The sequence below is a fragment of the Streptomyces sp. DSM 42067 genome, assembly GCF_055792885.1.
The window spans coordinates 7,349,779-7,370,996 of record NZ_CM147706.1; the positions used below are offsets into that span (position 1 = coordinate 7,349,779).

Consider the following 21,218-nt stretch of genomic DNA (forward strand, 5'->3'; position numbering starts at 1 on the left):
TCTTTTTGTACCGTACAGCCGTCCTGAATGTGAGCCGCTCCCGGAGCGGGAGGGGCCGCCCCCCCATTTGCCGGTCGGTCTTACACGCGCCGCGGAGACGCCAGCAGATAGCGGGCGCCCGTGCGCGGTTCCGTGTACTCGCCGACCTGCCAGCCGGCCTGTTCCAGTGCGGCCGTGCAGGCCCGGCGGCCCTCGGGGGCGGGATGGCGTACGCCGACCGCCTCCGGTTGCGGGGTGCTGGTCACGCGGTAGCCCTCGCCGTCCGGAGTCGCGGGCGGGCAGCCCGCCGCCTCCAGGGCCAGCGCTGCGGCCTGCACCAGATGTGTGCGCTCCCAGCCGCAAGGGCGGTCGGTCGAGCCGTCCGGATTGGTGATCCGGCGCATCTCGATCAGCCCCTGCCAGGCGCCGCGGACCTCATGGATCCGGGCCGGTCCGCCGTCCTCGGGCGCCTCCTCGCCGCCGAGCCGTGCGGCGAACACGCCCGGTTTCTGCTCCGGAACGGGCGGCGGCTCGTCGGCTCGGTCCGGCGTCTCCGGCTGCTCGCGCAGCCGGTGGCCGGCCGCCGTCAGGAAGTAGTCGTGCGGCGGCCGCGGGTGCCGGAAGGCCAGCCGCAGCCGCACCAGGCCCGTGAGCTGCGCCTCCGTGCCCTGGATACGCCCGGTCACGGAATCGGCAGCCTGAATGATGCGCCGCTGCACGGCGGTCGGCGGTCGCGCCACAGCCACCACCTCCCTGTCATGCGGCACCCGCCCCCGGCCCCCACCAGGTGCCCCCGGCTTCTGCAGCCTACGACTGGGGTCTGACATTCCAGGCGGCCACGACAGGGCGCCCGTGTTCCGTGCCCAGCCGGCACAGCGTCCCCGTCGCGATCTGGAACAGGGCACCACCGGACGGCGGCAGCCCCAGCCGCCGCGCGGCCAGTACCCGCAGAAAGTGGGAGTGGGCCACCACGGCGACATTGCCCTCGCAGTCGGCGAGGGCCGCGTCCACCTTGGCCAGCATCCGGTCGGCCCGCGCACCGATCTGCTCCGGGCTCTCACCCGGGTGCCCGTCCGGCCCGGGCACGACCCCGTCGGTGAACAGAAACCAGTCGGGCCGGGTGCCCTGGATCTCGGGGGTCGTCATGCCCTCGTAGCCGCCGTAGTCCCACTCGCACAGATCCGGATCGATCCGCGCCTCGTGCAGACCCGCGAGCTGAGCCGTCTCCCGGGCACGCTTCATCGGGCTGACGAACACGGCCTCGATCCGGTACGAGGCAAGAAGCGGCCCCAGCCGGCGGGCCTGCTCCCTGCCGTTGTCGGTGAGGGGAATGTCGGTCCAGCTGGTGTGCTGCCCCGAGCGCGACCACTCGGTCTCCCCGTGGCGGACAAGGAGCAGATCACCCATGTTCGCGATCCTGTTCTGTCGGTACGAGCCGGGCCGGCCCTCGGCGTGCTGCGTTCGGTGCCCGGCCGATCATCACCGAGGCTACTGCCGGTATCCGCTCAGAAAGCGTCCGATGCGGCTGATCGCCGCGTCCAGGTCGTCGGCGTACGGCAGAGTCAGGATGCGGAAGTGGTCCGGGCGCGGCCAGTTGAAGCCCGTGCCCTGGACGACCTGGATCTTCTCGCGCAGCAGCAGGTCCAGGACGAACTTCTCGTCATCGTGAATGGCGTAGACCTTCGGGTCCAGCCGGGGGAAGGCGTAGAGGCTGCCCTTCGGCTTGACGCAGGAGACGCCGGGGATCTCGTTGAGCTTCTCCCAGGCGCGGTTGCGCTGTTCGTGCAGCCGGCCGCCGGGCGCGGTGAGCTCGTGGATGGACTGGCGGCCGCCGAGCGCGGCCTGGATGGCGTACTGGGCGGGCGCGTTGGGGCACAGCCGCATGGAGGCCAGCATGGTCAGGCCCTCCAGGTAGTCCTTGGCGTGCTGCTGCGGTCCCGTCACGACCAGCCACCCCGAGCGGAAACCCGCCACGCGGTACGTCTTCGACAGGCCGCAGAAGGTGAGGACCACCAGATCCGGGGCGAGGGCGGCGGCCGAGTGGTGCACGGCGTCGTCGTAGAGGATCTGGTCGTAGATCTCGTCCGCGAAGACCATGAGGCCGTGGCGGCGGGCCAGGTCGAGGATGCCCTCGATGATCTCCTTCGGATAGACCGCGCCGGTCGGGTTGTTGGGGTTGATGATGACCACGGCTTTGGTGCGGTCGGTGATCTTCGAGGCCATGTCGTCGAGGTCCGGGTACCAGTCGGCGGACTCGTCGCAGATGTAGTGGACCGCCTTGCCGCCGGCGAGGGTGGTGACCGCCGTCCAGAGCGGGAAGTCGGGGGCAGGGATGAGGACTTCGTCGCCGTCTTCCAGGAGCGCCTGTACGGCCATCGACACCAGCTCGGAGACGCCGTTGCCGAGGAACACGTCGTCCACGCCGACGTCGAGGCCGAGCGCCTGGTAGCGCTGGGCCACGGCGCGCCGGGCGGAGAGGATGCCGCGCGAGTCCGTGTAGCCGTGCGCCTGGGGCAGCATCCGGATCATGTCCTGGACGATCTCCTCCGGCGCCTCGAACCCGAAGAGCGCGGGGTTGCCGGTGTTGAGGCGCAGCACGCTGTGCCCGGCCTCCTCCAGCGCGTTGGCGTGCTCGATGACCGGGCCACGGATCTCGTAACAGACCTCGCTGAGCTTGCTCGACTGCCGGAACTCCATGCGCTGCCGCCCCTCTGGTTCGTGTGTTGCTTGGTTTTACCAAGTGGTCACTTGGAAAGTCCAACAACTTGTCTAGACTGCGTCGCATGTCACCGCGCCGAAGCTACGACCAGTACTGTCCAGCCGCCCGGGCCCTCGACGTCGTCGGCGACCGCTGGACCCTCCTGATCGTCCGGGAACTGCTGGCCGGCCCGCGACGTTACACCGACCTGCACGCGGACCTGCCCGGCGTCAGCACCGACGTACTGGCGTCCCGGCTGCGGGACATGGAACGCGACGGCCTGACGACGCGCCGCCGACTGGCTCCACCGGGTGCGGCGTACGTGTACGAACTCACCGCTCGTGGAAGGGAGTTGCTGCCGGTCCTGCAGGCCCTCGGCGAGTGGGGCGCGCCTGCGCTGGAAGAGCGCCGGCCCACCGACGCGGTGCGGGCCCACTGGTTCGCGCTGCCTCTGCTGCGGTGCCTGGAGGAGGCCGACCTGGGCGAGGGCCTCATCCAGGTGCGGCTGGGGGAAGGGGAGTTCCACGTACGCGTGGGGGAATCGGCCGGCGACCGTGCGGTCTACGGCGACGGTCCCGCGCCGGAGGGGGCCGATGCCCGGATCTCGCTGGACGCGGAGACGTGCACGGCGCTGAGCCGGGGGGCGTTGCGGCTGCGGGATGCGGTGCGGGAGGGACGTATCGATGTGACGGGCGAGGGGACGTTCGCGAAGGCGTTGCGGGAATGATCAGCCCGTCCGGCGTTGGCAGACGGTCTCGCCGGCGGGCTTGTCCGGCTTCGGATAGCGCAGGCCCGTGGAGATCACATCGGTACCCCGTCGCCGGCCTCCGAGCCGCGGACTATCTCCCGGCCCTGCACCGTGACGGCCCGCAGCAGCACGCCGTAGTCGTTGTTCACGGCGCGGTCGGCGGCGACGCTCACGGAGGCGCGCAGCTCCTGGCCGGGCAGGACGTCGACCCGGTACCAGCGGTGCCGGCCGAACTCCTCGCGGTCCGTGTAGAGCCCGGACTTCAGCTGCGGTGCTGCAGCGCACGCGGCGGCACCCTCCACCGCGACAGGCGTCACCACAGGATCGGCCGCCCTGTCCACCAATATCCCGACCCGGTCGATGAGTTCGTCGGTGTGCTGCACCGAGGTGTACGTATCGCCGGTGGCCTCGGCGATGCAGCTCAGCTGGGCACGGATCTTGGCGTTGGGTACGAGCCCGAGCGTGTCGATGGTGAGATGGACGCCCTTGGCCGCGATCTCGCGCGCCACCTCGCACGGGTCGAGTGGGGCGCAGGTGTCCTCATCGTCACTGATGAGCACGATACGGCGCGATCCGTTGCCGCCCACGAGTCGCCGCACGTGACGCCGCTGTTCGCCGTCCGGGCGTACTAGATCGCGGGTGGGGCGGTACGGGTGTAGGGAACGCCCGTGCTGGTTCCGGCCGGTGTGGTGACGGTGATGTCGAGGATGCCGGCCGGGCCAGGCGGTGCGACGGTGGCAAGGAGAGCATCGGAGACGACGGTGAACGCGGCCGGGGTGGTTCCGTACCGGACCTGGGTGGTGGCGGTGAGGCCGGTCCCCGTGAGCGTCACGGTGTTGCCGCCTGCCGTCGGCCCCTGGTTCGGTGTTGCGGCGCTCAAGGTCGGCGAGTTGAGGCGGGTATAGGTGGCGGCGCCGCTTGTGCCACCGGGCGTGGTGACGCTGACTGCGACGGTCCCGGCGGCTCCGGCGGGGGCGATGGCGTCGATCTGGTCGTCGGACACGACCGTGAAGGAGGCGGCCGGAGTCGAGTCGAAGCTGACCGCGGTGGCCGCAAGGAACCCGGAGCCGGTCAGCGTGATCGTGTTGCCGCCTGTGGTGGGTCCGGCCGAGGGAGTCAACGCGGAGACGACGGGGAGAGGCAGGTAGTGGTAGTAGACGTCGCCGGGCGAGGCGCCTACCGGGGTCACGACGGTGACGGGGACCTCTCCCGCGGCGGCCGCCGGAACGGTGGCCGTGAGCTGGGTGGCCGAGACGACGGTGAACGCGGCCGTGGCGGTCCCGAAACGGACCTCTGTGGTGCTGCCGAGACCGGTTCCCGTCAGCGTGACCGTGTTGCCGCCTGCCAGAGGGCCTTGGTCGGGTGACACGGCGGTGAGCATGGGAGCCTGCACGTAGGTGTAGGCGATGCCGTTGCTCGTGCCGCCGGGCGTCACCACGGTGATGGGGACAGTGCCCGCGACGCCGGCAGGGGCCGTCGTGGTGAGCTGGGTGGACGAGACCACGGTGAACGGGGCCGCGGTGGTCCCGAAACGGACCTGTGAGACGCCGCTGAAAGCGGTCCCTGTCAGAGTGACGGCGTTGCCCCCGGTGGTCGGCCCGTCGTCGGGCTCGACATCGTTGATCGCGGGCGGCGTCGGGGCTGTGTAGGTGAAAGCAACCCCGTTACTGATGCCGCCCGTTGTCGTCACGGTGATCTGCACGGTCCCCGAGCCGCCCGGGGCGACCGCGGTGATCCTGGTGGGGGACACCACGGAGTACGAAGTTGCTGGGGCACTCCCGAAGGTGACCGCGGTGACCCCGGTGAATCCGCTGCCCGTCAGTGTGACGGTGGTGCCGGCCACGCCGGACGCGGGGGTGCTCAGACTGATGACGGGGGCCGCCGCCACTGCTGAACGGTGTGCACTGTGGGAACTGATCCGCATGGTCTTCGCCTCCGGAGATGAGGGTCTCTTTCCCGCTGTGAGACACGTTCCGGGGGCCGGGTCGGACCAGCCGGTGCAGGACGGCACCGCTGGCGGACCAGTCAGCTCTGGGGGCGCCCATCCGACAGTGAGCGTCCGGTGCTGCGCTGCCGTCTCGTCATGAGCCGGTAGGACAGCGAAGAACGACGCACTGCCTCGTCCCCCGGAGAGGGATGGGCGGCCCGCCGGTTCGGATAGTTCAGTGACTCATAGAAGCAGCGCGTCCGACAACAAGGGGGAGCGGCTGTCACCCGCACGAGGGGCGCATACGTGGTGCGTGATGGAGGCGCGCGACGGAGGTGCGATAGCGCAGGGCGCCGCACTCGGCGCTGAAGTACGTCCGCCCTGCCGGGCTGAAGGACTTCAGCGCGACAGGGCGGACGCTTGATGGTGTCCAGCGGACACTTGACGGTGTGCCGTGCGGATCTAAGGGCTGAGCCGGTCGCTTTCTGCCGCGGCGGCGCGCCTTCTGCGGACCGTGTGAACGGCCAGGCCGCCCAGCAGAAGGGTGGCTGCGGACAGTGCGACAGGAGGGCCGTACTCGTCGAAGCCGGTATCTGCCAAGTGGTCTGTCTCCTTGGGCACGCTCTGGTGTTGCCCGGGATCGCGCGGCCGGTGCGGGTGCGAAGGGACGCGATCAGAAGGCTCCGGGTCGGCCGGTGAACCGCTCGGCTCAGGTGGGCCGGGTGGCCCGGGAGGGCCGGCTGGGCCGGGCTCTCCCTTCGGGCCTTGCAATCCGGTTGATCCCTGCGGCCCCTTGGGCCCCGGCGGGCCGCTCGGACCCCTGGCCCCGGCAGGCCCCGCTTGACCGGCCGGCCCGGCGGGTCCCTCGGGCCCCTCGGGTCCGCTCGGCCCTTCCGGGCCGGAGGGGCCCGCCGGACCCGCTTGTCCGGGAGGACCGACGAGGCCGTCGAGCGTCACCACGGAGCTGTCCAGCGTGACCTCGCCGTCGCGGGAGAGCGCACGGCCGTGGATCCAGCTGCCGGACTCCACGGAGATCGAGTCCCGCGCCATGATCGTGCCTTGGAAGAACGACTGGGTGCTGATTGTGGCGGCGCCCTCGACCTGCCAGAAGACGTTCGACGCCTGGGCTCCGTTGAGCAGTTGGACGTAGCTGTTCGCGCCCGTTGTCAGGTTGGCATTGACGCCAGGCGCAGGCGGCTGTGGAGGGGTGCCGATCTGGAACACGAAGACTGCATTCGGATCCCCTTCGGCGTCCAGGGTAAGCGTCCCCGTGGTGGTGAGATCAGTGGCGGCGCGGTAGACGCCTGGAGGAACGGTGAGCCCGTCGACGAGTACGGACCCCAGGCTGCCGTCCGGAGCCTGGCCCGCCGCGGCGGCGTAAGCGTCCTCGAGGTCCGACTGCGCCTCGAACGCGGCGCTGTCGGCCGTATGGGTCGCGCCGTAAATGATCCCCGGCGGAAAGCCCGTCACGCTGCTTCCGGGACTCACCCCGAGATCAGCCTGGACGATGCTGTTACCGGTGTTGGCGACACCCGTGTCGGCCAACACCGCGTAACTGGTGGCGCTGCCCAGATCCACCCAGGTGGCGATCGCGAGGGCACGGCCCGGCATCAGCGTGAATTGCGCCAAGCAGGTCAGGAAAACTCCGGCGACCAGTGCGATTAAAGTTCTGAATCGTCGCCGTTTGGGTCTGCTGAATAGAGCGGAACGACTAAAAATTGGCATCCATGTGACCTTCCGGATTTCAGAAGTCGCTATAACGGCAGAGCGAATAGCGGCAGCAAGGCATGGAAGACGTGAGTGACTTGGGTGGAAGCCCGGAGAGCGTTGCCGAAGGCAACTGCCGATTACATGAGATCACCGATGAGTGCCGTGTTCCGGTAACCATCTGAGTGATGTCGGCGTCCGGGGATTTCTGTCTTCTGCCCGATTTCATGCTTAGTTTTTCGTATTCGTCTGCGCGAAATGGCGGTTCACACCGGACGCCAGGCCGCGAGGCCGACGCCAGGCCACGCGGCCGGAGCCGTACTGCCGGCTCCGGCCGCGTGCCGTATGCGAGTGGGTCAGATGCCGGGGCCGGCGACGTAGGTGAAGGCACCCACGGCGGTGTCGGATCCGGCCGGGTTGGTGACGACCACGTCGACGGCGCCGGCGGTGCCGGACGGGGTGACGACCGACAGGGTCGTGGCGTTGATGACGGAGAAGGGACCGGGGACGCCGCCGAACGTCACGGAGTCGGTGGTGTCGAGGTTGGTGCCGGTGATGGTCACCGCGGTTCCGCCGGAGGTGGGTCCGGAGGCAGGGGTGATCGTGCCGACGGTGGGAAGGTCGACGTAGGTGTACGACAGACCGTTGTTGGTGCCGCCCGCGGTCGTCACGCTCACGGCGACGGGGCCTGCCGCGGCTCCCGCGGGGACCGTGACGCTGAGCAGACTGTCCGACGTGACCGTGGGTGTGGCGGTCACGCCGCCGAAGGAGACACTGGTGGCCGTCGACAGGCCCGTGCCGTTGATCGTGATGGTGTTGCCCCCGGCCAGCGGGCCGGAGCTGGTGCCCAGCGAGGACTTGAACGGGGCGCCGACGTAGAAGAACGACACCGGGTTGCTCGTCCCGCCGGGCGTGGTCACGGTGACCCCGACGGTTCCGGTCCCCGACGGTGAGACGGCGGTCACCTGCGTCGGGGACACGTTGGTGACGCTGGTGGCCGGCTTGCTGCCGAACAGCACCCCGCTGGTGTTGCTGAGATTGGTGCCGGTGATGGTGACCAGGGTGCCACCGCCGGTCGACCCCTGGTTCGGAGAGATAGGCATGTCGAAACCTCCTGATTGAAGGCAGGAACGGGACACGACTCACTGCGGACGCCTGCAGCAAGAGGAAGCGTGACAACGAGAAGGCGGCCACCCATGGAGAGAACGGTGCGAACCACCAGACCGCAGGCGGCGATTGCCTTGAACGGCAAGAAAAAAACCGGCAATGGGCTGCCTGTTTGATTCCCCCGGCGCGGGATGGGCAGCCCGCCGGTTTCGCATAATCAGTCACTCATGATGTCGTTCAACTGGCAAGGAGTTGTACTCGATGTCACCCGAACGGGTGACGATGTGATGTCCCGCTCCCGGTCTTTACGGGCGCCGTGAACCGGCCATTCGGAGAAACGATTTGTCTCGCTTGGGGTTTCAATTCCGGTGTGAACTGGGGCCAGTTATGGCGTTCGCGTCTCGGCGTGGAGCGAGGGAATGGCCAAAAGGCAACACCAGGCGCTGACTTGGGAAAAGTTGCCACGGTCACCTAATCGTGTGGCGTATGCTGTGGTCACTTGCCGATGATCTTGGATGGGTGGGTTAATCGAATCGATCCAGCCGGTGGGCCGCCCATCCTCTCCGGGGGAGTAGCAGTCAGCCTGCTCGGTGTTCCCGCCTGGAACAGCGGTGTAGCCGCTGATGCGCTGCGATGGGTGCCCTCGGTAGAGGTTCTGGATCGGGTCAGCCGGTGCCGTGCTTTTGGGCACCGGCTGACGCGCCCTGGTCCAGGCTTTCGCGGACGGCTGGACCACACTCAGCTTGCGGACCGGCTGACAGGGTTGGGCACGGATGTCCACCGGTCGCCGGGTGTCTCCGGCGACAGGCGCATCAGCGTCAGCGCCTTTGTCGGGAGCGGTTCGGTGAGCAGGGCCGTGAGGTCGGGGGTCCGCGGAAGGTCCCGTGCGACTGTGGAGAGGGCCTGGCGCAGGGCGGGGGTCGAGCCTGCTGTCGCGCCGAGGGTGCCTGTGATGAGGGAGCCGAAGAGCTTGCGGCGCAGGGCCGTGTCGTCGTCGGTGACCAGGCGGCCGGTGAGGGGCGGCGCCGGGATGCCGTGGCGGGCCAGGCGGGCCGGGCTGATACGGATGTCTGCCAGGTCGCGGTAGACGAGGCGGACCGGGGCGTTGGCGGGGGACAGGACCACGAGGAGGTTCTGGCCGTGTGCCTCCAGGGCGACGCCGAGGTCGAGCAGGCGCAGACAGACCGTGAGGGCCAGGCGGGTGAAGTCGGCCAGCCAGGCGGGGGATCGGGGCAGCGAGGTCGTGGCGAGGGCGGCCACGGGGATGACGCGTTCGCCCGATTCCGGGGGTGCGTAGGTCTCCGGGGACTCGCGCAGTACGGCCGCCAGGTCGGGGGAGTCGGCCGTCACCGCGCCCAGCGTGCGCGTGATGTGCAGCAGGCCGTCCAGGCGCGCGGCCAGCATGTCCGCCAGGGCTGAGACCGTCTCGGACGTCGCGATCGAGTAGACCGAGATGTCGCGGACGGAGGAGGTCAGGCGGGCGCTGACGGCCGTCTTGATGTGCGGCGTGCCGTCGAGGGTGGCAGAGGCGGGGGCGAGCGTCCGCAGGGACATCAGGGGATGGGCCATGATCTTCTCGTGGCCCGCTCCCCGGCCGGTGGACGGGGTCCCGAGCACGTGCGCCACCTGCCATGGGTGCACCGGGACCAGGAAGCGGTCCCCGTCCCGCAGCCGGTCCGGCCACTCGCCCGTCACCAGGCAGTCGTCCGCGTGTAGGGATGCCAGGTCCAGCGCCACCAGGGGCCGGTGCTCCGGTGCGTATGCGAGTTGGTCGGCCACCGTGAAGCCGGGCCGGGAGCGGCAGTTCGGGTGGTACGGGTGGCCGTCGACGATCCGCTGTTCCCACCGCCACGCGGTGCTCGGCCAGGTGCCGTCGTCCGGTGGCTGGTTGGCGCGGGACAGGGCCAAGGATGCGGCGCTGTGCTGCAGTTCGACGGCGAAGGCCGCGGCCCCCGGGACGGCGAGGGCCGTCATGAGGCGGGCCGCGCTGTCGTACGCCGTGCCGTCGAGGTCCACTTCGGCGGCGTACGCGGTGGTGGCGTACGGGTCCGCGTGCGGGCCGTGCAGACGGCGGCCGTCGGCAAGATGGAGGGTCAGGCTGTCACGTCCGGGCTCCCGGCGCGTGATCCACGGCAGCGGCTCGTACACCAGACCGCGCCACAGCCGGGTGAGGACGGACGCGCGGGCGCCGGGCAGCTCGGCGGCGTACGGCGTCAGCAGGCCGGGGCGTACGGCGCGCAGTTCGTCGGTGAATGCGGCCTCCGCCTCGGGGCCGAGGAGTGCGGACTCCGCCTCCGGCTCGGGCAGTGCGGACTCCGCCGCGGCGGCTACGGGGACGGCCTCGGTACGGGGCGGATGCACGTTCGGACTCCTCAGGTGCAGAGACCGCATTGCGGCGGCCTACGAAAGGACATACTGATCATCACCAGTGCACCGTTTGGACCGAATGGATCCCGTGGAACCCACGTACCCCACATACCCGGATCACTCCACACACCCGATGCATCCCACGGACGACGTCGCCGAGGCAGCTGACGCGTACGCGGCGGCGCCTCTGCTCAATTGTCTGCTGCGGGAGCTGGCTCAGCCCGCCGAGTCCGCAGACTCCGGCGCGTCGGCCGTGTCGGTCGTGTCCGATGAGTTGTCCGTGCCTCCCGTGTCCGCCGAGTCGTCCGGGTCCGACCCGTCCTCCGGGGACGGGCGGCGTGTGTACCGGCTGCCCGCCGTCGGGCGGCTGCTGCGCGTACGCGCCGGGCGCCGGCCCGCCGAGCCGGAGCTGCTCGTCGCAGGCGTGTGGCACCGGCTCGGCCACGCCGAACTGGTCAAACTGACGGCCGAGGAGCTGCGGCGGTACACGGGAGAGCCCAACGACGAGGTGACCGCCGAGATGATCGACAGCCGGGACGCGGTGGCGGCGCTGCTCACCGCCCGGGCCCGGGCGACCCCGCCCGACGACCCGTATGTGCGCTCCGAACAGTCCTTGATCACCGGGCATCCGTACCATCCGGCCCCCAAGGCACGCGGCGGCGGCCCGGTCGCAAGCTGGCTGCCGTACGCACCGGAGGCGCACGCCCGCTTCCCGCTGGTGCTGCTCGGCGTACGCGAGGACATGGTCGTCGAGGAGGGCGACACGCGGGCGCTGGACGCCCTGGCCGAAGCCCTGGGAGGCGGGGCCGGCGCGCTGCCTCGCGGGTACCGGCTGCTGCCCGCCCATCCCTGGCAGCTCGAACTGGTCGGCGGACGCCCAGAGTTGAGGGAAGCGTTCGCGGACGGGCGCCTCGTACGGCTGGGGCGGACCGAGTGGTCGGCTTGGCCCACGGCGGCCGTGCGGACGCTGTACGTCCCGGGCCGGGGCCCTTCCGGGGACGCCCCCGCGGCCGAGCTGCACGCCTCTGCGGCGGAGCTGCACGCCTCCATCGCCGAGCTGCACGCCCCCACCGCGGAGCAACGCGCCTCCATCGCCGAGTTGCACGGCCCCACGGCCGACATGCACGCTCCCGGGTTCGACCTGCACACCTCCGCAGCCGACCTGTTCGTGAAGTTCAGCCTCGACGTCCGCATCACCAACGACGTGCGGCGGCTGTGGCGGCACGACCTGGTGAAGATGCGCGCGACGGATGCCGCTGTCGCGGCCGCCTTCGCCGCGCTGCGGCACTCCGGCGCCGCGCTGGGGCGCTCCGGCGGCTCGTACTGGGCGGACATGGCGTCGGCGGCCTGGCTGAGCGACCGCGGCTACCGCACGGCGGCCTTCGCGTTCGAGGAGCTCGCCGTGCTGGTACGGGACGGGCTGGGCCGGCACGTCCGGCCCGGCGCGACGCCGCTGCTCGCGGCGGCGCTGGCCGAGGGCTTCGAGGGCAGCCCGCTCGACCGGCTCGCCGATCCGGCGGCGTGGTGGGAGGCGTATCTGCGACACGTGGTGCCGCCCGTGCTCGAACTCTTCGGGCGGCACGGAATCGTCCTGGAGGCGCATCTGCAGAACACGCTGGTGGCGGTGGACCGGGACGGCATGCCGGTGCAGGCACTGTTCCGGGACGCGGAAGGCGTGAAGAAGGTGCCGGAGGTGGGGCGCGCGGCCGGCTGGGAGCGGCTCGTGTACTGCCTGGTCGTCAACCACCTCGCCGAGATCGCGGGCGCGCTCGCCGAGCGGTACCCCTCGGAGGGACCGCGGCTGTGGCCGGCGGTACGGCGCGCGCTCGCGCGCTACGACATCCGGCGCGGACTGCCCGAGATCGCCGACCTGCTCACCGCGCCCAGCCTCCCCGGGAAGACGAATCTGCTGCTGCGCTGGACAGGCGCGGACGGGGCGGACGCCCGCTACCGGCCGGTGCCCAACCCCCTGCTGGACAGCTTGGGCGGAGTGTCAACGTCTGGTTGACACTCGAGGGGTGTCAACTTACGGTTGACACATGACGAATCCACCACGCGTCACCACCCACATCCGCCTCGACGACCTGATCGAGGCCATCAAGAAGGTCCACACCGACGCACTCGACCAGCTCTCCGACGCGGTCATCGCAGCGGACCACCTCGGCGACGTGGCCGACCATCTGATCGGCCACTTCGTGGACCAGGCGCGGCGCTCGGGCGCCTCCTGGACGGAGATCGGGCGGAGCATGGGGGTCACCAGGCAGGCGGCCCAGAAGCGCTTCGTTCCGAAGGAACCCGGCGAGCTGTCGGACCTCGACCCCAGCCAGGGATTCAGCCGGTACACACCGCGGGCGAAGAACGTGGTGGTGGCCGCACACAACGAAGCCAAGGCGGCACGCAACGACGTGATGCGCCCCGAGCATCTGGTCCTGGGCCTCCTGAGCGAACCGGACGGGCTCGCAGCGCACGCGCTCCGGGCGCAGGGTGTACGGCTGGAGGCCGTCCGGGAGGCCGCCGCCGCGGCGCTGCCGCCAGCGGCCGATGAGGTGCCGGAGCTCATCCCGTACGACGCGGGGGCGAAGAAGGTACTGGAACTGACCTTCCGCGAAGCCCTGCGGATGGGGCACAACTACATCGGCACCGAACACATCCTGCTCGCGCTGCTGGAGTTCGAGGACGGCTCGGGTGTCCTCAGCGGCCTCGGCGTCGACAAGTCGGCCGCCGAGGCCCACATCGCCGACATCCTGGCCGACTTCGTCGCTGCCCGCGCCGGCGAGCAGAAGGAGTCATGACCTGGGGTCCTGACCTGGGGTACTGCCCGGGGTCCTGACCTGGTCGCCCGGAAACAAGGATCCGGCTCAGGCAGTGCGGCGACCAGCCGCAGCGCGGTGCTGCGGCTGACGGCTACCCCGAAGGTACTCCCACGGGATGCCGGTGCGGTTGACGTGCAGGATCGCGTTGACGATCTCCCGCAGGTCGTGCACCCGGGCCGCCGTACCCGGCCTGGTCCGTCTCGCCCGCCAGGCAGTGAAGACCGGCTTTGGCAGCGGCACCCGACCCTTTAGGTCCAGCCCGGTCAGCCGCAGGCCGCCCGCAGCTTCCGGCGCAGGAGGAACTTCTGGACCTTGCCGCTTGCGTTGCGCGGGAATTCGTCCACTTGGTGAAGTTCCTCGGGCCACTTCTGGCGGGCGAGGCCGACGTGTTCAAGGTGGGCGCGCACGTCCTCGAGCGGGGGCATGGCGTGGCCGGACCGGAGCGCGAGGAATGCGGCGGCGTGCTCGCCGAGCCGCTTGTCGGGGGCTGCAACCACCGCGGCCTCGGCGACGGCGGGCATGCCGAGCAGCGCCTCTTCGACCTCCAGGGCGGAGATGTTCTCTCCGCCGCGGATGATCACATCTGACTTGCGGTCCGCGATGGTGAGGTAGCCGTCCTCGTCCAGCTTCCCGATGTCGCCTGTGTGGTACCAGCCTTCGTCGTCGAACACGGACGCCGTCAAGCCCGGGTCGGTGTAGCCGAGGCACAGGTCCGGCCCCCGGGTCAGGATCTCGCCGTCCTCGGCGAGCCGGAGCTCCACGCCCAACAGCGGTTCCCCATCGGTGTACAGCCGCTTGTCCTCGGGCGCGGCCGGCAACGACCCGGTGACGGACGGGTGCTCTGTACTGCCGTACGAGCGGTGCGCCGTGAGGCCGAGCCCGGCCAGCCGACGGGTCACGCCGACCGGGACGGCCGCGCCGCCGAGGCCGACGTACTTCATCTTCGGCAGGTGTTCGGGACGCCAGTCGGGGTGGTCCAGCAGGCTGCTGACGTAGTACGGCGAGCCGCCGCCGAAGGTCAGTCCGTCGTCGGCCATCAGCCGCAGCATCCGGGCCGGGTCCCAAGCGTCGACGAGGTTGACCGGCGCACCGTCCAGGACGGGAACGAGGAACGCGGTGAGCATCCCGATGAAGTGGCCCACGGGCGCGGCGGTGATCCAGTCGCCTCGGTCCGAGGGGTAGCGCCGGACGAGCTGGCGGGATTCAAAGCCGAGCGTCTGGTGACTGTGCACCACGCCTTTCGGGTCGCGCGTGGTGCCGGAGGTGAAGGCGATCAGCGCCGCACCGGCCGGATCCGCGGCAAGCGTGCCGGGCATCGGCTCGGCCGCGAGCAGGGCGTCGAAGTCCCGCCCCACCACGCCGACGACCGGCACGTCGGCCACCAGGTCCGGCTGGTGCTCCAGATGGCCGAACCGCTCCGGCCCGACGAAGACCTTCGGTTCGGTGGCCGCCAGGATGTGGCCGAGTTCCTTGCGGCCGTAGAAGTGCACGACGGGCACCACCATCGCGCCCAGCAGGGCCGACGCCCAGAAGACGGCCGCGGCCTCCATCCAGTTCGGCAGCTGGAAGACCACGATGTCCCCGGGGCCGACGCCGCGTTCGGCCAGCCCTGCGGCCAGCCGGCGCGCGACCCGTTCGACGTCGGCGAAGGTGCCCGACCACGGGCGCACCGCAGAGTGGACGTGGAATCCGGCGTCGGGGGCGGCGGCGAGGCCGCGTGCGACCAGGTCTCCGAGCGTTTCCCGAGTCCACCACCCCTCCGCCTCGTAGCGCTTGACCAGATCGGCCGGGATGGTGCGTAGCCAAGCCGGTCCGTCCTGGGCGGACCCCGCTACCGTCGATGGTGTCTGCGCCTGGCCGACCATGATTCCTCCTCTACTTGAAGTCGCTCATGCTCTTGCCGACGTCCTTCAGGGTCGCGGGCCTGCCGTAGGGCCCGGTGAGCTTGTACGCCTTCGCGCCGCAGCGGTACGCGCCGCGATCGGGTTTGAAGTCGGCGGGCTTCCAGCCGTCCGGGGTGGCCTTCTCGACGTTGAAGCAGTTCACCGGGGCGTCCTGCACGGAGAGGTCGAGGGGCGCCTGCAAACCGCCACCCGTCCACGCGGTCTCCTTGCGGGCCGCCTCGTACAGGCACTTGCGGGTGAGCGCGTCCCCGCAGGACGCGGCCGACTTGGCGAACAGCAGCCACGCGGAGAACGCCTTCACCGCCGGCATCGTCACCTGCGCCCCCGGCGCGTATTTCGCGAACAGGTCGATGACCTGCTTCGTCGCGGGGTTGGCGGCGGCCTTCTCGAGGGGGAAGGTGCCCATGAGGTCGGCGAGGTTGTTCTGGGTCGCCAGGACCTGAGGACCGGCGAGCTTCAGGAAGGCGGGGCCGTAGGCGTTGTTGTTGGCGTCAATCCAGTCGAGCTTGTAGTCCATGTCGGTCAGCGCCTGCTCGAGCTTCGCGAGCGAGCCGAAGTCGCCCATGAAGATCAGGCCTTTGACGCCTTTGTTCTTGATCGCCTGGGCGTAGGGCGTCCAGTTGGAGACGCCTTGTGCCGGGTAGAGGTCGGTGTAGGTGATCGTCCCGCCGAAGGCCTTGAGGGTCTCCACGCGCTGGTCGAGGGACATCTTGGTGACCGGGCTGTCGCCGGCGATGATGCCCAGGTCGCCGGCCGAGCCCGGGTATGCCTCCGTGACGGCCCAGTGCAGCATGCCCGCGTTGCGGAAATAGGACGGGCCGCCGGGCTGGACGGAGACCTGGAGGTCGGAGCCTTCGTTCTGGCGCTGGACCACCTGGGCGGGGAAGTCGGGCATCAGGCAGGACAGCCGTTCCTTGACGCCCAGCCCGTCCAGGGCAGCGCTGCCGCCGACGAGGGCGAAGTCGTCGCGGCAGGCCTCGATGACGCGCTGGCGGACCTCCACCATCTTGGTGTCGCGGACGGTCGGGACGAGCTTGCGGCCGTGGATGCCTCCGGCGTCGTTGCACCACTCGGTGAACACCTTGGCGGCGTCCGGGAATTCGGGGTTCTTGGTGAAGCCGACGTCGGACAGGACGCCGACCTGGATCTCCTTGTCGGTGACGCCCTTGGCTGGTGCGCCGGTCGGCTTGCCCGGCCCGCACACGTTCTTCAGATCACCGAAGTCGGCAGACGGGGCCGCCCCGGGCGCGGTGGCCGGCCTTCCTTCGCCGTCGGTACCACCGGAGCTGTCACGGCCGCATCCGGCCGTCAACAATGCGGTGGTCACCAAAACAGCGGCGATGGTTCCGTGGGCTCTCACGGGCTGCCTCCTCGGTGCTGTCGGCCGGCGTCCGGGTCGTCGGCGTGATCTCCTTGGCGGAACGGCGGTACATGGGGGAACGGGACGGTGGGTCAGACGCCCAGAAGCGCGAAGCTGTCGTGCCAGGCGACGGCGCGGCCGAGGCGATCGGTGAGGTGTTCGACGACGGGGCGGTCGACAGCGCGGGTGATGGCCCACAGGAAGAACCCGTACGGCAGGTGCGCGCGGTAGGCCCACCAGGCCTCGTCGCGGGTGGGTGGAGTGCCGCCGTGGGTGGCGAGCCGGTCGAGGTAGTGGTCGAGCAGTTCGCGTTCGCTGTGGGCGCGTTCGTCGGGGTCGAGGACGGCGGCGACGTGGTAGGCGACGTCGAGGGCCCAGACGCCGTGCTGGACGACCTGCCAGTCGATGAGGCCGGGGTCGCCGTCGGCGGTCTCGTACACGTTGCCGGTGTGCAGGTCGCCGTGCACCAGGCACCGCGGGTGGTCGCCGTCGAGCCTGTCGAGGGCACCCATCGCGGCGAGCAGCCGGTCGGCACGGCGCAGGTTTGACGGGACGCCCGGGACCCGGCCGTCGTCGAGCTGGAGTTGCAGCTGTTCGGCGCCCATGTGTCGGGCGAGTGACGCGATGCGGGGCGGGAAGGCGTTAGCCAGGTCTGCCTTCAGGCCGCCCCAGGTCGCGGCGTGCAGGGCGGCGAGCTGGTCGAGGGTTCCGGCCGCCTGCTCGGTGCGAAAGCCCACCAGCGGGTCGCCGAACCGCGCTCCGGCCGCGGTGAGGTCGTGCATCAGCACCAGCGGGTGGCCGGTTTCGTCGTCGACGGCGGCGTGTACGCACGGCGGCGTACGCACCGGCAGATTCGCCGAGAGCAGCCGGTAGAAGTCGGCCTCGGCAGGCGTCGTGCGGCGCCGGCTGACCGGGTTGAGATATCCCTTGGCGCACAGGGCGGACGGCGCGTCGGCCGCCTCGTCGGCGTACTCGACGCGGAACCGCAGCTTGGTGGCGACGGTCTCCAGACGGTCCGTCACCTGCACCCTGGCGACCGCGGCGCCGGGATGGCGTTCCGCGAGGACCGCCGTCAGCCACTCGCGGGACAGGACGACGGCTTCGTCGTGCGGCGCGGGGCCGCCCGGGAATCTCATGACAGGTCCGCCGCTACCGTGAGGTCGAGCATCCGACAGGAGCGTTGCAGGAACGGGTTCGCGCGCCCGTCGGCATTGGGCAGCTTCATCGACCGGCGGGTGTGCAGACCGAGCAGGCCGGCCTTGAGGCCGGCGAACACCTCGTGCCAGTGCAGGCTCTCTACCTGACGTCCGGTCAGTTCCTGCCACCGATCGAGGGTTTCCTGCCGTGTGCCGAGCCCGTCGAGTCGTGCCACACCGTGCTCGACGCTGTGGATGTCGTCGAAGAGCAGCCACCAGCCCAGGTCGGCCATCGGACCGGCCAGGGACGCCTGTTCCCAGTCCATGACGCCGACGACGTGGAAATCGTCGCCGAACATCATGTTGCCGATACGGGCGTCCCCCCACGACAGTCCGGGAACGGAGGCGGGCGGTCGGTGGGTCGTCAGCCAGTCGAGGAGCGCGTGCACGGCCTCGGGGAAGTCGTCGCCGAGCGCCCAGGTCGCGAACCGGCTCCAGTAGGCGAGTTGTTGCTCGTCCCCGGTGGCGCCGTGGTCGGAACGGTCGACGAAGGGCACCTCCGCCACCGGCACACGGTGGATGGCAGCAAACTGCCGCATCGCGCTGTCCCACAGGACCCGGCGCTGGGCGGGCGTCGCCTCTGCCAGCCATCCGGACACGTTGTAGACGGGCATGCTCACCGGCACACGGCCGCGCATGCGGCGCATGAGATAGAACGGCCGGCCGAGGACCGCGGGGTCGTCTTCGTACCACAGGGCTTCGGGGACTCGCACCGAGCCGAGGCGGCGCAGCGCGGCCAGGATGTCGTACTGGAGCCGGAAGCGCGGTTCGAGGAACATCTGGTGTTCGCGCGCGGGCGCGACACGCAGAACGAGTTCGTCGACGTGATCGCCGGTTCGGGCCTCGAAGAGGATCGTCTCGTTGGAGACGCCGGCGCCCTGCGGATAGAACATCCCGGTGACGTCGACGTCCGCGACGCCGAGACGGGCGGCCAGCCACGGTCGCAGGGCGGCGGCCGCGGCGTCCAGGTCGCGGCCTTTGGCGAAGACGGGTGCGTCGCTCATTCCTGCTGCCCCTTTCCGGGTCCGGATTCGCCGCCCCAGGCGGACAGGCAGAACGACCACAGCTGTTCGGCGATGTCCTCGATCGGCTCCTTCGCGGTGGCGAACGCGTAGTGGTGGTAGACCGACATCACCAGCTTCATCACGAACCACGCGTCCGCGGCTGGGTCGTTCGGGCGCAACATCCCCAGGTCGGCGGCCTCCCGCAGCTCCCGCTCGACCAGGTCCGCGAAGTGCTGGTTGGCCTGGACCATCTCGTCGGGGAAGAGCTGGTAAAGGCGCCAGTGCTCGGCGGTGATGAACTTGGGCCCGGAATGGTCGCCTTCGGCGCGCAGCGAGTCGAGTGTTCCGGTGATGTAGAAGCGCAGACGCGCGACCGGGTCCGGGAGTTGTCGCGCGGCGGCCTCGATCCGCGCGGCTTGTTCGGCGATCACATCCTCGACGACGGCTAGCAGGATCTGGTCCTTGCTTGTGAAGTGCCGGTAGATGGTCTGCAGCGCGAGCCCGGCCTCTTTCGTCAGGTCCTGGGTCGTGAAGGAGGTGCCCTTGTCCTGGATCAGGCGGTAGGCCGCGCGCGTGATCGCGGTCATCTGCTGCGCACTGCGGGCCCGCGACCGCTGTACAGCGGGCGAGCGGTCGGTTGCACGGTCCGCACTCATACGTTGGCACCTCCTCGCAGCGGAGTGAGCACGACGATCGGGATGACCCGCTCGGTACGCGTCTGGTACGCCTCGTAGTTGGGCCAATAGCCGACCACGGTCTTCCACAGGCGCGCCCGTTCCGCCTCCGACGCGGTGCGCGCGACGACCGGGATGTGTGCGGCCTTCACCTGGATCTCGGCCTGCGGGCGGGCCAGGAGGTTCAGGTACCACGACGGGTGTTTCGGCGCGCCGCCGGTGGACGCGACGACGAGGTAGTCGTCGCCGTCGCGTCCGAAGATGAGGGCTTTGGTCCGGGGCAGGCCGGTCGTTCGCCCCGTGGTGGTCAGCAGAAGGATCGGCACGCCGTTCCATTCGTAGCCGACCTCGCCGTCGGTCTCCTGGTAGCGGGCCACGTGTTCGGCGCCGACCAGGGACAAGTCCGGTGGCCGGTAGCCGGATTCGGTCATGGTCGTCGTGCCTTTCGTGTCGAGGTGCTTGAGGTGACCGAGGCGCTCTGGGCCGTCATCCGAAGACCACCGGGATTTCGGTGGCTCCCCGTTCGTAGAGGCCGATGAACCGGGGTGGTTCGGCGTCCGGGTCGAGGCGCAGGTTCGGCAGTCGGTCGAGGAGCGCACTGATTCCGATGCGCATCTCGGCGCGGGCGACATGCATGCCCAGGCACACATGCGCGCCTCCGCCGAATGCGAACGACGGCCGCAGTCTCCGGGTGATGTCGAACTCGTTCGGGCGCTCCCAGCGCGCCGGATCGCGGTTGGCCGCGCCCAGGCACAGGTGCAGGACGGACCCTTCCGGCAGGTGCACGCCGTGGAAGTCGATGTCCCGGGTGACGTAGCGTGAGAACATCGGGTCGGTCGGCACCCAGCGCAACGCCTCTTCGATCGCCGGGCGCAGCAGCGCGCGCTCCGCGCGTACCGCCGCGAGCACCTCCGGCCGTTGCAGCAGCGCCGTGAGCGTGATGCCCATCTGCTTCCATGTGGTGCCGGATCCCGCGGTCAGCAGCAAGACCGCGAACGAGTAGATCTCGGCATCGGTGAGCCGGTGCGCGACGCCGTCCTCGTCGGTCATCTCGGCCTCGACCAGGACGCTGATCAGATCGTCCTGGGGCGACTCCCGGCGAGCCGCGACGATGGGCCGGAGGATCTCCACGATCGCCGCGGGGTTCCTGAGCGCCGCGCGGATGTCCAATGCCTTCTCGACCGGCACACCGAAGCTGCCGGTGATGGTGAGCACCGGGATCGCGGCGCAGAAATCCACATTCAGCTCGGCTCGCCCGGCGTCGGCGAAGCCGTCGATGAGCAGATCGACGGTGCGCTCGATCCAGTTGCGGATCCACCATCCGGCCTTGCCAGGTACGAAGGACGGCTGGACCAGGGCCCGGTAGCGCCGGTGACGGCGGCCCCCCATCGCGATCATGCTGTTGCTGACCGCGAGTGAGCCGTTGCCGGGGTCGACCGGGGTGAGGGAGGCGGCGAAGACCTCGGCGTCGCGGTACGCGGCGTCGCAGGCGGCGTAGGTGAACGCGGAGAAGTGCGGTCGGTCGAGGTGCGGCAGGCCCTGGAAGTTCGCCGGTCCGTCGTACCCGGTCAGTTCGTGCACCGTTCCCGGGTGCACGGCGGCCTGTTCCCGCAACCGGTGCCAGACGGGGTAGGGGTCTCCCTCGTACCCGCCGCCGACTTCCGCGAGGTAGGAGCCGCGGAGGTCGAACAGTTCGCGGACGCGGTCGCGGTCGAGTTGCTCGGTCGTGGTCAT

General features: G+C 70.1%; 18 protein-coding genes and 1 pseudogene. 3 read left to right on the forward strand and 16 right to left on the reverse strand.

Going from position 1 to position 21,218, the window contains the following annotated elements; translation table 11 throughout:
* Positions 1–80: 80 nt before the first annotated feature.
* The 3 genes from ACSMXV_RS33085 to ACSMXV_RS33095 form a co-directional block, all read right to left on the reverse strand.
* A complete protein-coding gene (locus tag ACSMXV_RS33085) occupies positions 81–719 on the reverse strand; it encodes a hypothetical protein (protein WP_473174806.1) in 639 nt (212 codons plus the stop codon).
* Between the two features lie 67 nt (positions 720–786).
* Positions 787–1,386 carry a histidine phosphatase family protein gene (locus ACSMXV_RS33090; protein WP_473174807.1) on the reverse strand — a complete coding sequence of 200 codons (600 nt, stop codon included), beginning with the start codon at positions 1,384–1,386 and terminating at the stop codon, positions 787–789.
* Between the two features lie 81 nt (positions 1,387–1,467).
* Complete coding sequence (locus tag ACSMXV_RS33095; protein WP_473174808.1) at positions 1,468–2,676, reverse strand: pyridoxal phosphate-dependent aminotransferase; 1,209 nt, start codon at positions 2,674–2,676, stop codon at positions 1,468–1,470.
* Positions 2,677–2,762: 86 nt separating this feature from the next.
* Between ACSMXV_RS33095 and ACSMXV_RS33100 the strand changes: the two genes are divergently transcribed.
* The gene (locus ACSMXV_RS33100) at positions 2,763–3,404 is read left to right on the forward strand and encodes a winged helix-turn-helix transcriptional regulator (RefSeq protein ID WP_473174809.1); all 642 of its coding nucleotides are present in this window, start codon (positions 2,763–2,765) and stop codon (positions 3,402–3,404) included.
* Between the two features lie 18 nt (positions 3,405–3,422).
* Here the strand turns inward: ACSMXV_RS33100 and ACSMXV_RS33105 are convergent.
* The 5 genes and pseudogenes from ACSMXV_RS33105 to ACSMXV_RS33125 all read right to left on the reverse strand — a co-directional run.
* Positions 3,423–4,015 (reverse strand): annotated as a pseudogene (locus tag ACSMXV_RS33105) (VWA domain-containing protein); the annotation flags it as partial.
* A gap of 38 nt (positions 4,016–4,053) precedes the next feature.
* On the reverse strand, positions 4,054–5,313 hold the full coding sequence (locus tag ACSMXV_RS33110; protein WP_473174810.1) for an IPT/TIG domain-containing protein: 1,260 nt from the start codon (positions 5,311–5,313) through the stop codon (positions 4,054–4,056).
* Between the two features lie 501 nt (positions 5,314–5,814).
* Entirely contained in the window at positions 5,815–6,981 is a 1,167-nt protein-coding gene (locus ACSMXV_RS33115; RefSeq protein ID WP_473174811.1) for an ice-binding family protein, read from the reverse strand.
* Positions 6,982–7,415: 434 nt separating this feature from the next.
* Positions 7,416–8,162 (reverse strand): IPT/TIG domain-containing protein, encoded by a 747-nt coding sequence (locus ACSMXV_RS33120; RefSeq protein ID WP_473174812.1) that lies wholly within the window; start codon positions 8,160–8,162, stop codon positions 7,416–7,418.
* A 742-nt stretch (positions 8,163–8,904) separates the two neighbouring features.
* Entirely contained in the window at positions 8,905–10,473 is a 1,569-nt protein-coding gene (locus tag ACSMXV_RS33125; RefSeq protein ID WP_473179134.1) for an IucA/IucC family protein, read from the reverse strand.
* 139 nt (positions 10,474–10,612) lie between these two features.
* Here ACSMXV_RS33125 and ACSMXV_RS33130 point away from each other — a divergent pair, with 139 nt between their 5' ends.
* Positions 10,613–12,541, forward strand: coding sequence for an IucA/IucC family protein (locus ACSMXV_RS33130; protein ID WP_473174813.1), 1,929 nt, complete (start codon positions 10,613–10,615; stop codon positions 12,539–12,541).
* A gap of 31 nt (positions 12,542–12,572) precedes the next feature.
* Positions 12,573–13,325 (forward strand): Clp protease N-terminal domain-containing protein, encoded by a 753-nt coding sequence (locus tag ACSMXV_RS33135; protein WP_473174814.1) that lies wholly within the window; start codon positions 12,573–12,575, stop codon positions 13,323–13,325.
* Between the two features lie 66 nt (positions 13,326–13,391).
* On the opposite strand, the gene ACSMXV_RS33140 is transcribed toward ACSMXV_RS33135, so the two are convergent.
* The 8 genes from ACSMXV_RS33140 to ACSMXV_RS33175 form a co-directional block, all read right to left on the reverse strand.
* Complete coding sequence (locus tag ACSMXV_RS33140) at positions 13,392–13,619, reverse strand: transposase (RefSeq protein WP_473179135.1); 228 nt, start codon at positions 13,617–13,619, stop codon at positions 13,392–13,394.
* The gene (locus tag ACSMXV_RS33145; RefSeq protein WP_473174815.1) at positions 13,610–15,211 is read right to left on the reverse strand and encodes an AMP-binding protein; all 1,602 of its coding nucleotides are present in this window, start codon (positions 15,209–15,211) and stop codon (positions 13,610–13,612) included. The genes ACSMXV_RS33140 and ACSMXV_RS33145 overlap by 10 nt, the downstream gene beginning before the upstream one ends.
* A 10-nt stretch (positions 15,212–15,221) precedes the next feature.
* Complete coding sequence (locus tag ACSMXV_RS33150; RefSeq protein WP_473174816.1) at positions 15,222–16,610, reverse strand: ABC transporter substrate-binding protein; 1,389 nt, start codon at positions 16,608–16,610, stop codon at positions 15,222–15,224.
* A gap of 92 nt (positions 16,611–16,702) precedes the next feature.
* Positions 16,703–17,746 carry a phosphotransferase gene (locus tag ACSMXV_RS33155; protein WP_473174817.1) on the reverse strand — a complete coding sequence of 348 codons (1,044 nt, stop codon included), beginning with the start codon at positions 17,744–17,746 and terminating at the stop codon, positions 16,703–16,705.
* On the reverse strand, positions 17,743–18,810 hold the full coding sequence (locus ACSMXV_RS33160) for a phosphotransferase family protein (protein ID WP_473174818.1): 1,068 nt from the start codon (positions 18,808–18,810) through the stop codon (positions 17,743–17,745). The genes ACSMXV_RS33155 and ACSMXV_RS33160 overlap by 4 nt, the downstream gene beginning before the upstream one ends.
* The gene (locus ACSMXV_RS33165) at positions 18,807–19,466 is read right to left on the reverse strand and encodes a TetR/AcrR family transcriptional regulator (RefSeq protein ID WP_473174819.1); all 660 of its coding nucleotides are present in this window, start codon (positions 19,464–19,466) and stop codon (positions 18,807–18,809) included. Before ACSMXV_RS33165 ends, ACSMXV_RS33160 begins: the two co-directional genes overlap by 4 nt.
* Positions 19,463–19,915: a nitroreductase family deazaflavin-dependent oxidoreductase gene (locus ACSMXV_RS33170; RefSeq protein ID WP_473174820.1), complete on the reverse strand. Its 453-nt coding sequence runs from the start codon at positions 19,913–19,915 to the stop codon at positions 19,463–19,465. The genes ACSMXV_RS33165 and ACSMXV_RS33170 overlap by 4 nt, the downstream gene beginning before the upstream one ends.
* Before the next feature lie 55 nt (positions 19,916–19,970).
* Positions 19,971–21,218 carry a cytochrome P450 gene (locus ACSMXV_RS33175; protein WP_473174821.1) on the reverse strand — a complete coding sequence of 416 codons (1,248 nt, stop codon included), beginning with the start codon at positions 21,216–21,218 and terminating at the stop codon, positions 19,971–19,973.

Excerpts from the sequence above, each read along its gene's own strand:
- ACSMXV_RS33095 (WP_473174808.1), bottom strand. The coding sequence starts at position 2,676 with ATGGAGTTCCGGCAGTCGAGCAAGCTCAGCGAGGTCTGTTACGAGATC.
- ACSMXV_RS33120 (WP_473174812.1), bottom strand. The coding sequence starts at position 8,162 with ATGCCTATCTCTCCGAACCAGGGGTCGACCGGCGGTGGCACCCTGGTC.
- ACSMXV_RS33155 (WP_473174817.1), bottom strand. The coding sequence starts at position 17,746 with ATGAGATTCCCGGGCGGCCCCGCGCCGCACGACGAAGCCGTCGTCCTG.
- ACSMXV_RS33130 (WP_473174813.1), top strand. The coding sequence starts at position 10,613 with ATGGATCCCGTGGAACCCACGTACCCCACATACCCGGATCACTCCACA.
- ACSMXV_RS33145 (WP_473174815.1), bottom strand. The coding sequence starts at position 15,211 with ATGGTCGGCCAGGCGCAGACACCATCGACGGTAGCGGGGTCCGCCCAG.
- ACSMXV_RS33175 (WP_473174821.1), bottom strand. The coding sequence starts at position 21,218 with ATGACCACGACCGAGCAACTCGACCGCGACCGCGTCCGCGAACTGTTC.
- ACSMXV_RS33135 (WP_473174814.1), top strand. The coding sequence starts at position 12,573 with ATGACGAATCCACCACGCGTCACCACCCACATCCGCCTCGACGACCTG.
- ACSMXV_RS33170 (WP_473174820.1), bottom strand. The coding sequence starts at position 19,915 with ATGACCGAATCCGGCTACCGGCCACCGGACTTGTCCCTGGTCGGCGCC.
- ACSMXV_RS33090 (WP_473174807.1), bottom strand. The coding sequence starts at position 1,386 with ATGGGTGATCTGCTCCTTGTCCGCCACGGGGAGACCGAGTGGTCGCGC.
- ACSMXV_RS33100 (WP_473174809.1), top strand. The coding sequence starts at position 2,763 with ATGTCACCGCGCCGAAGCTACGACCAGTACTGTCCAGCCGCCCGGGCC.
- ACSMXV_RS33160 (WP_473174818.1), bottom strand. The coding sequence starts at position 18,810 with ATGAGCGACGCACCCGTCTTCGCCAAAGGCCGCGACCTGGACGCCGCG.
- ACSMXV_RS33165 (WP_473174819.1), bottom strand. The coding sequence starts at position 19,466 with ATGAGTGCGGACCGTGCAACCGACCGCTCGCCCGCTGTACAGCGGTCG.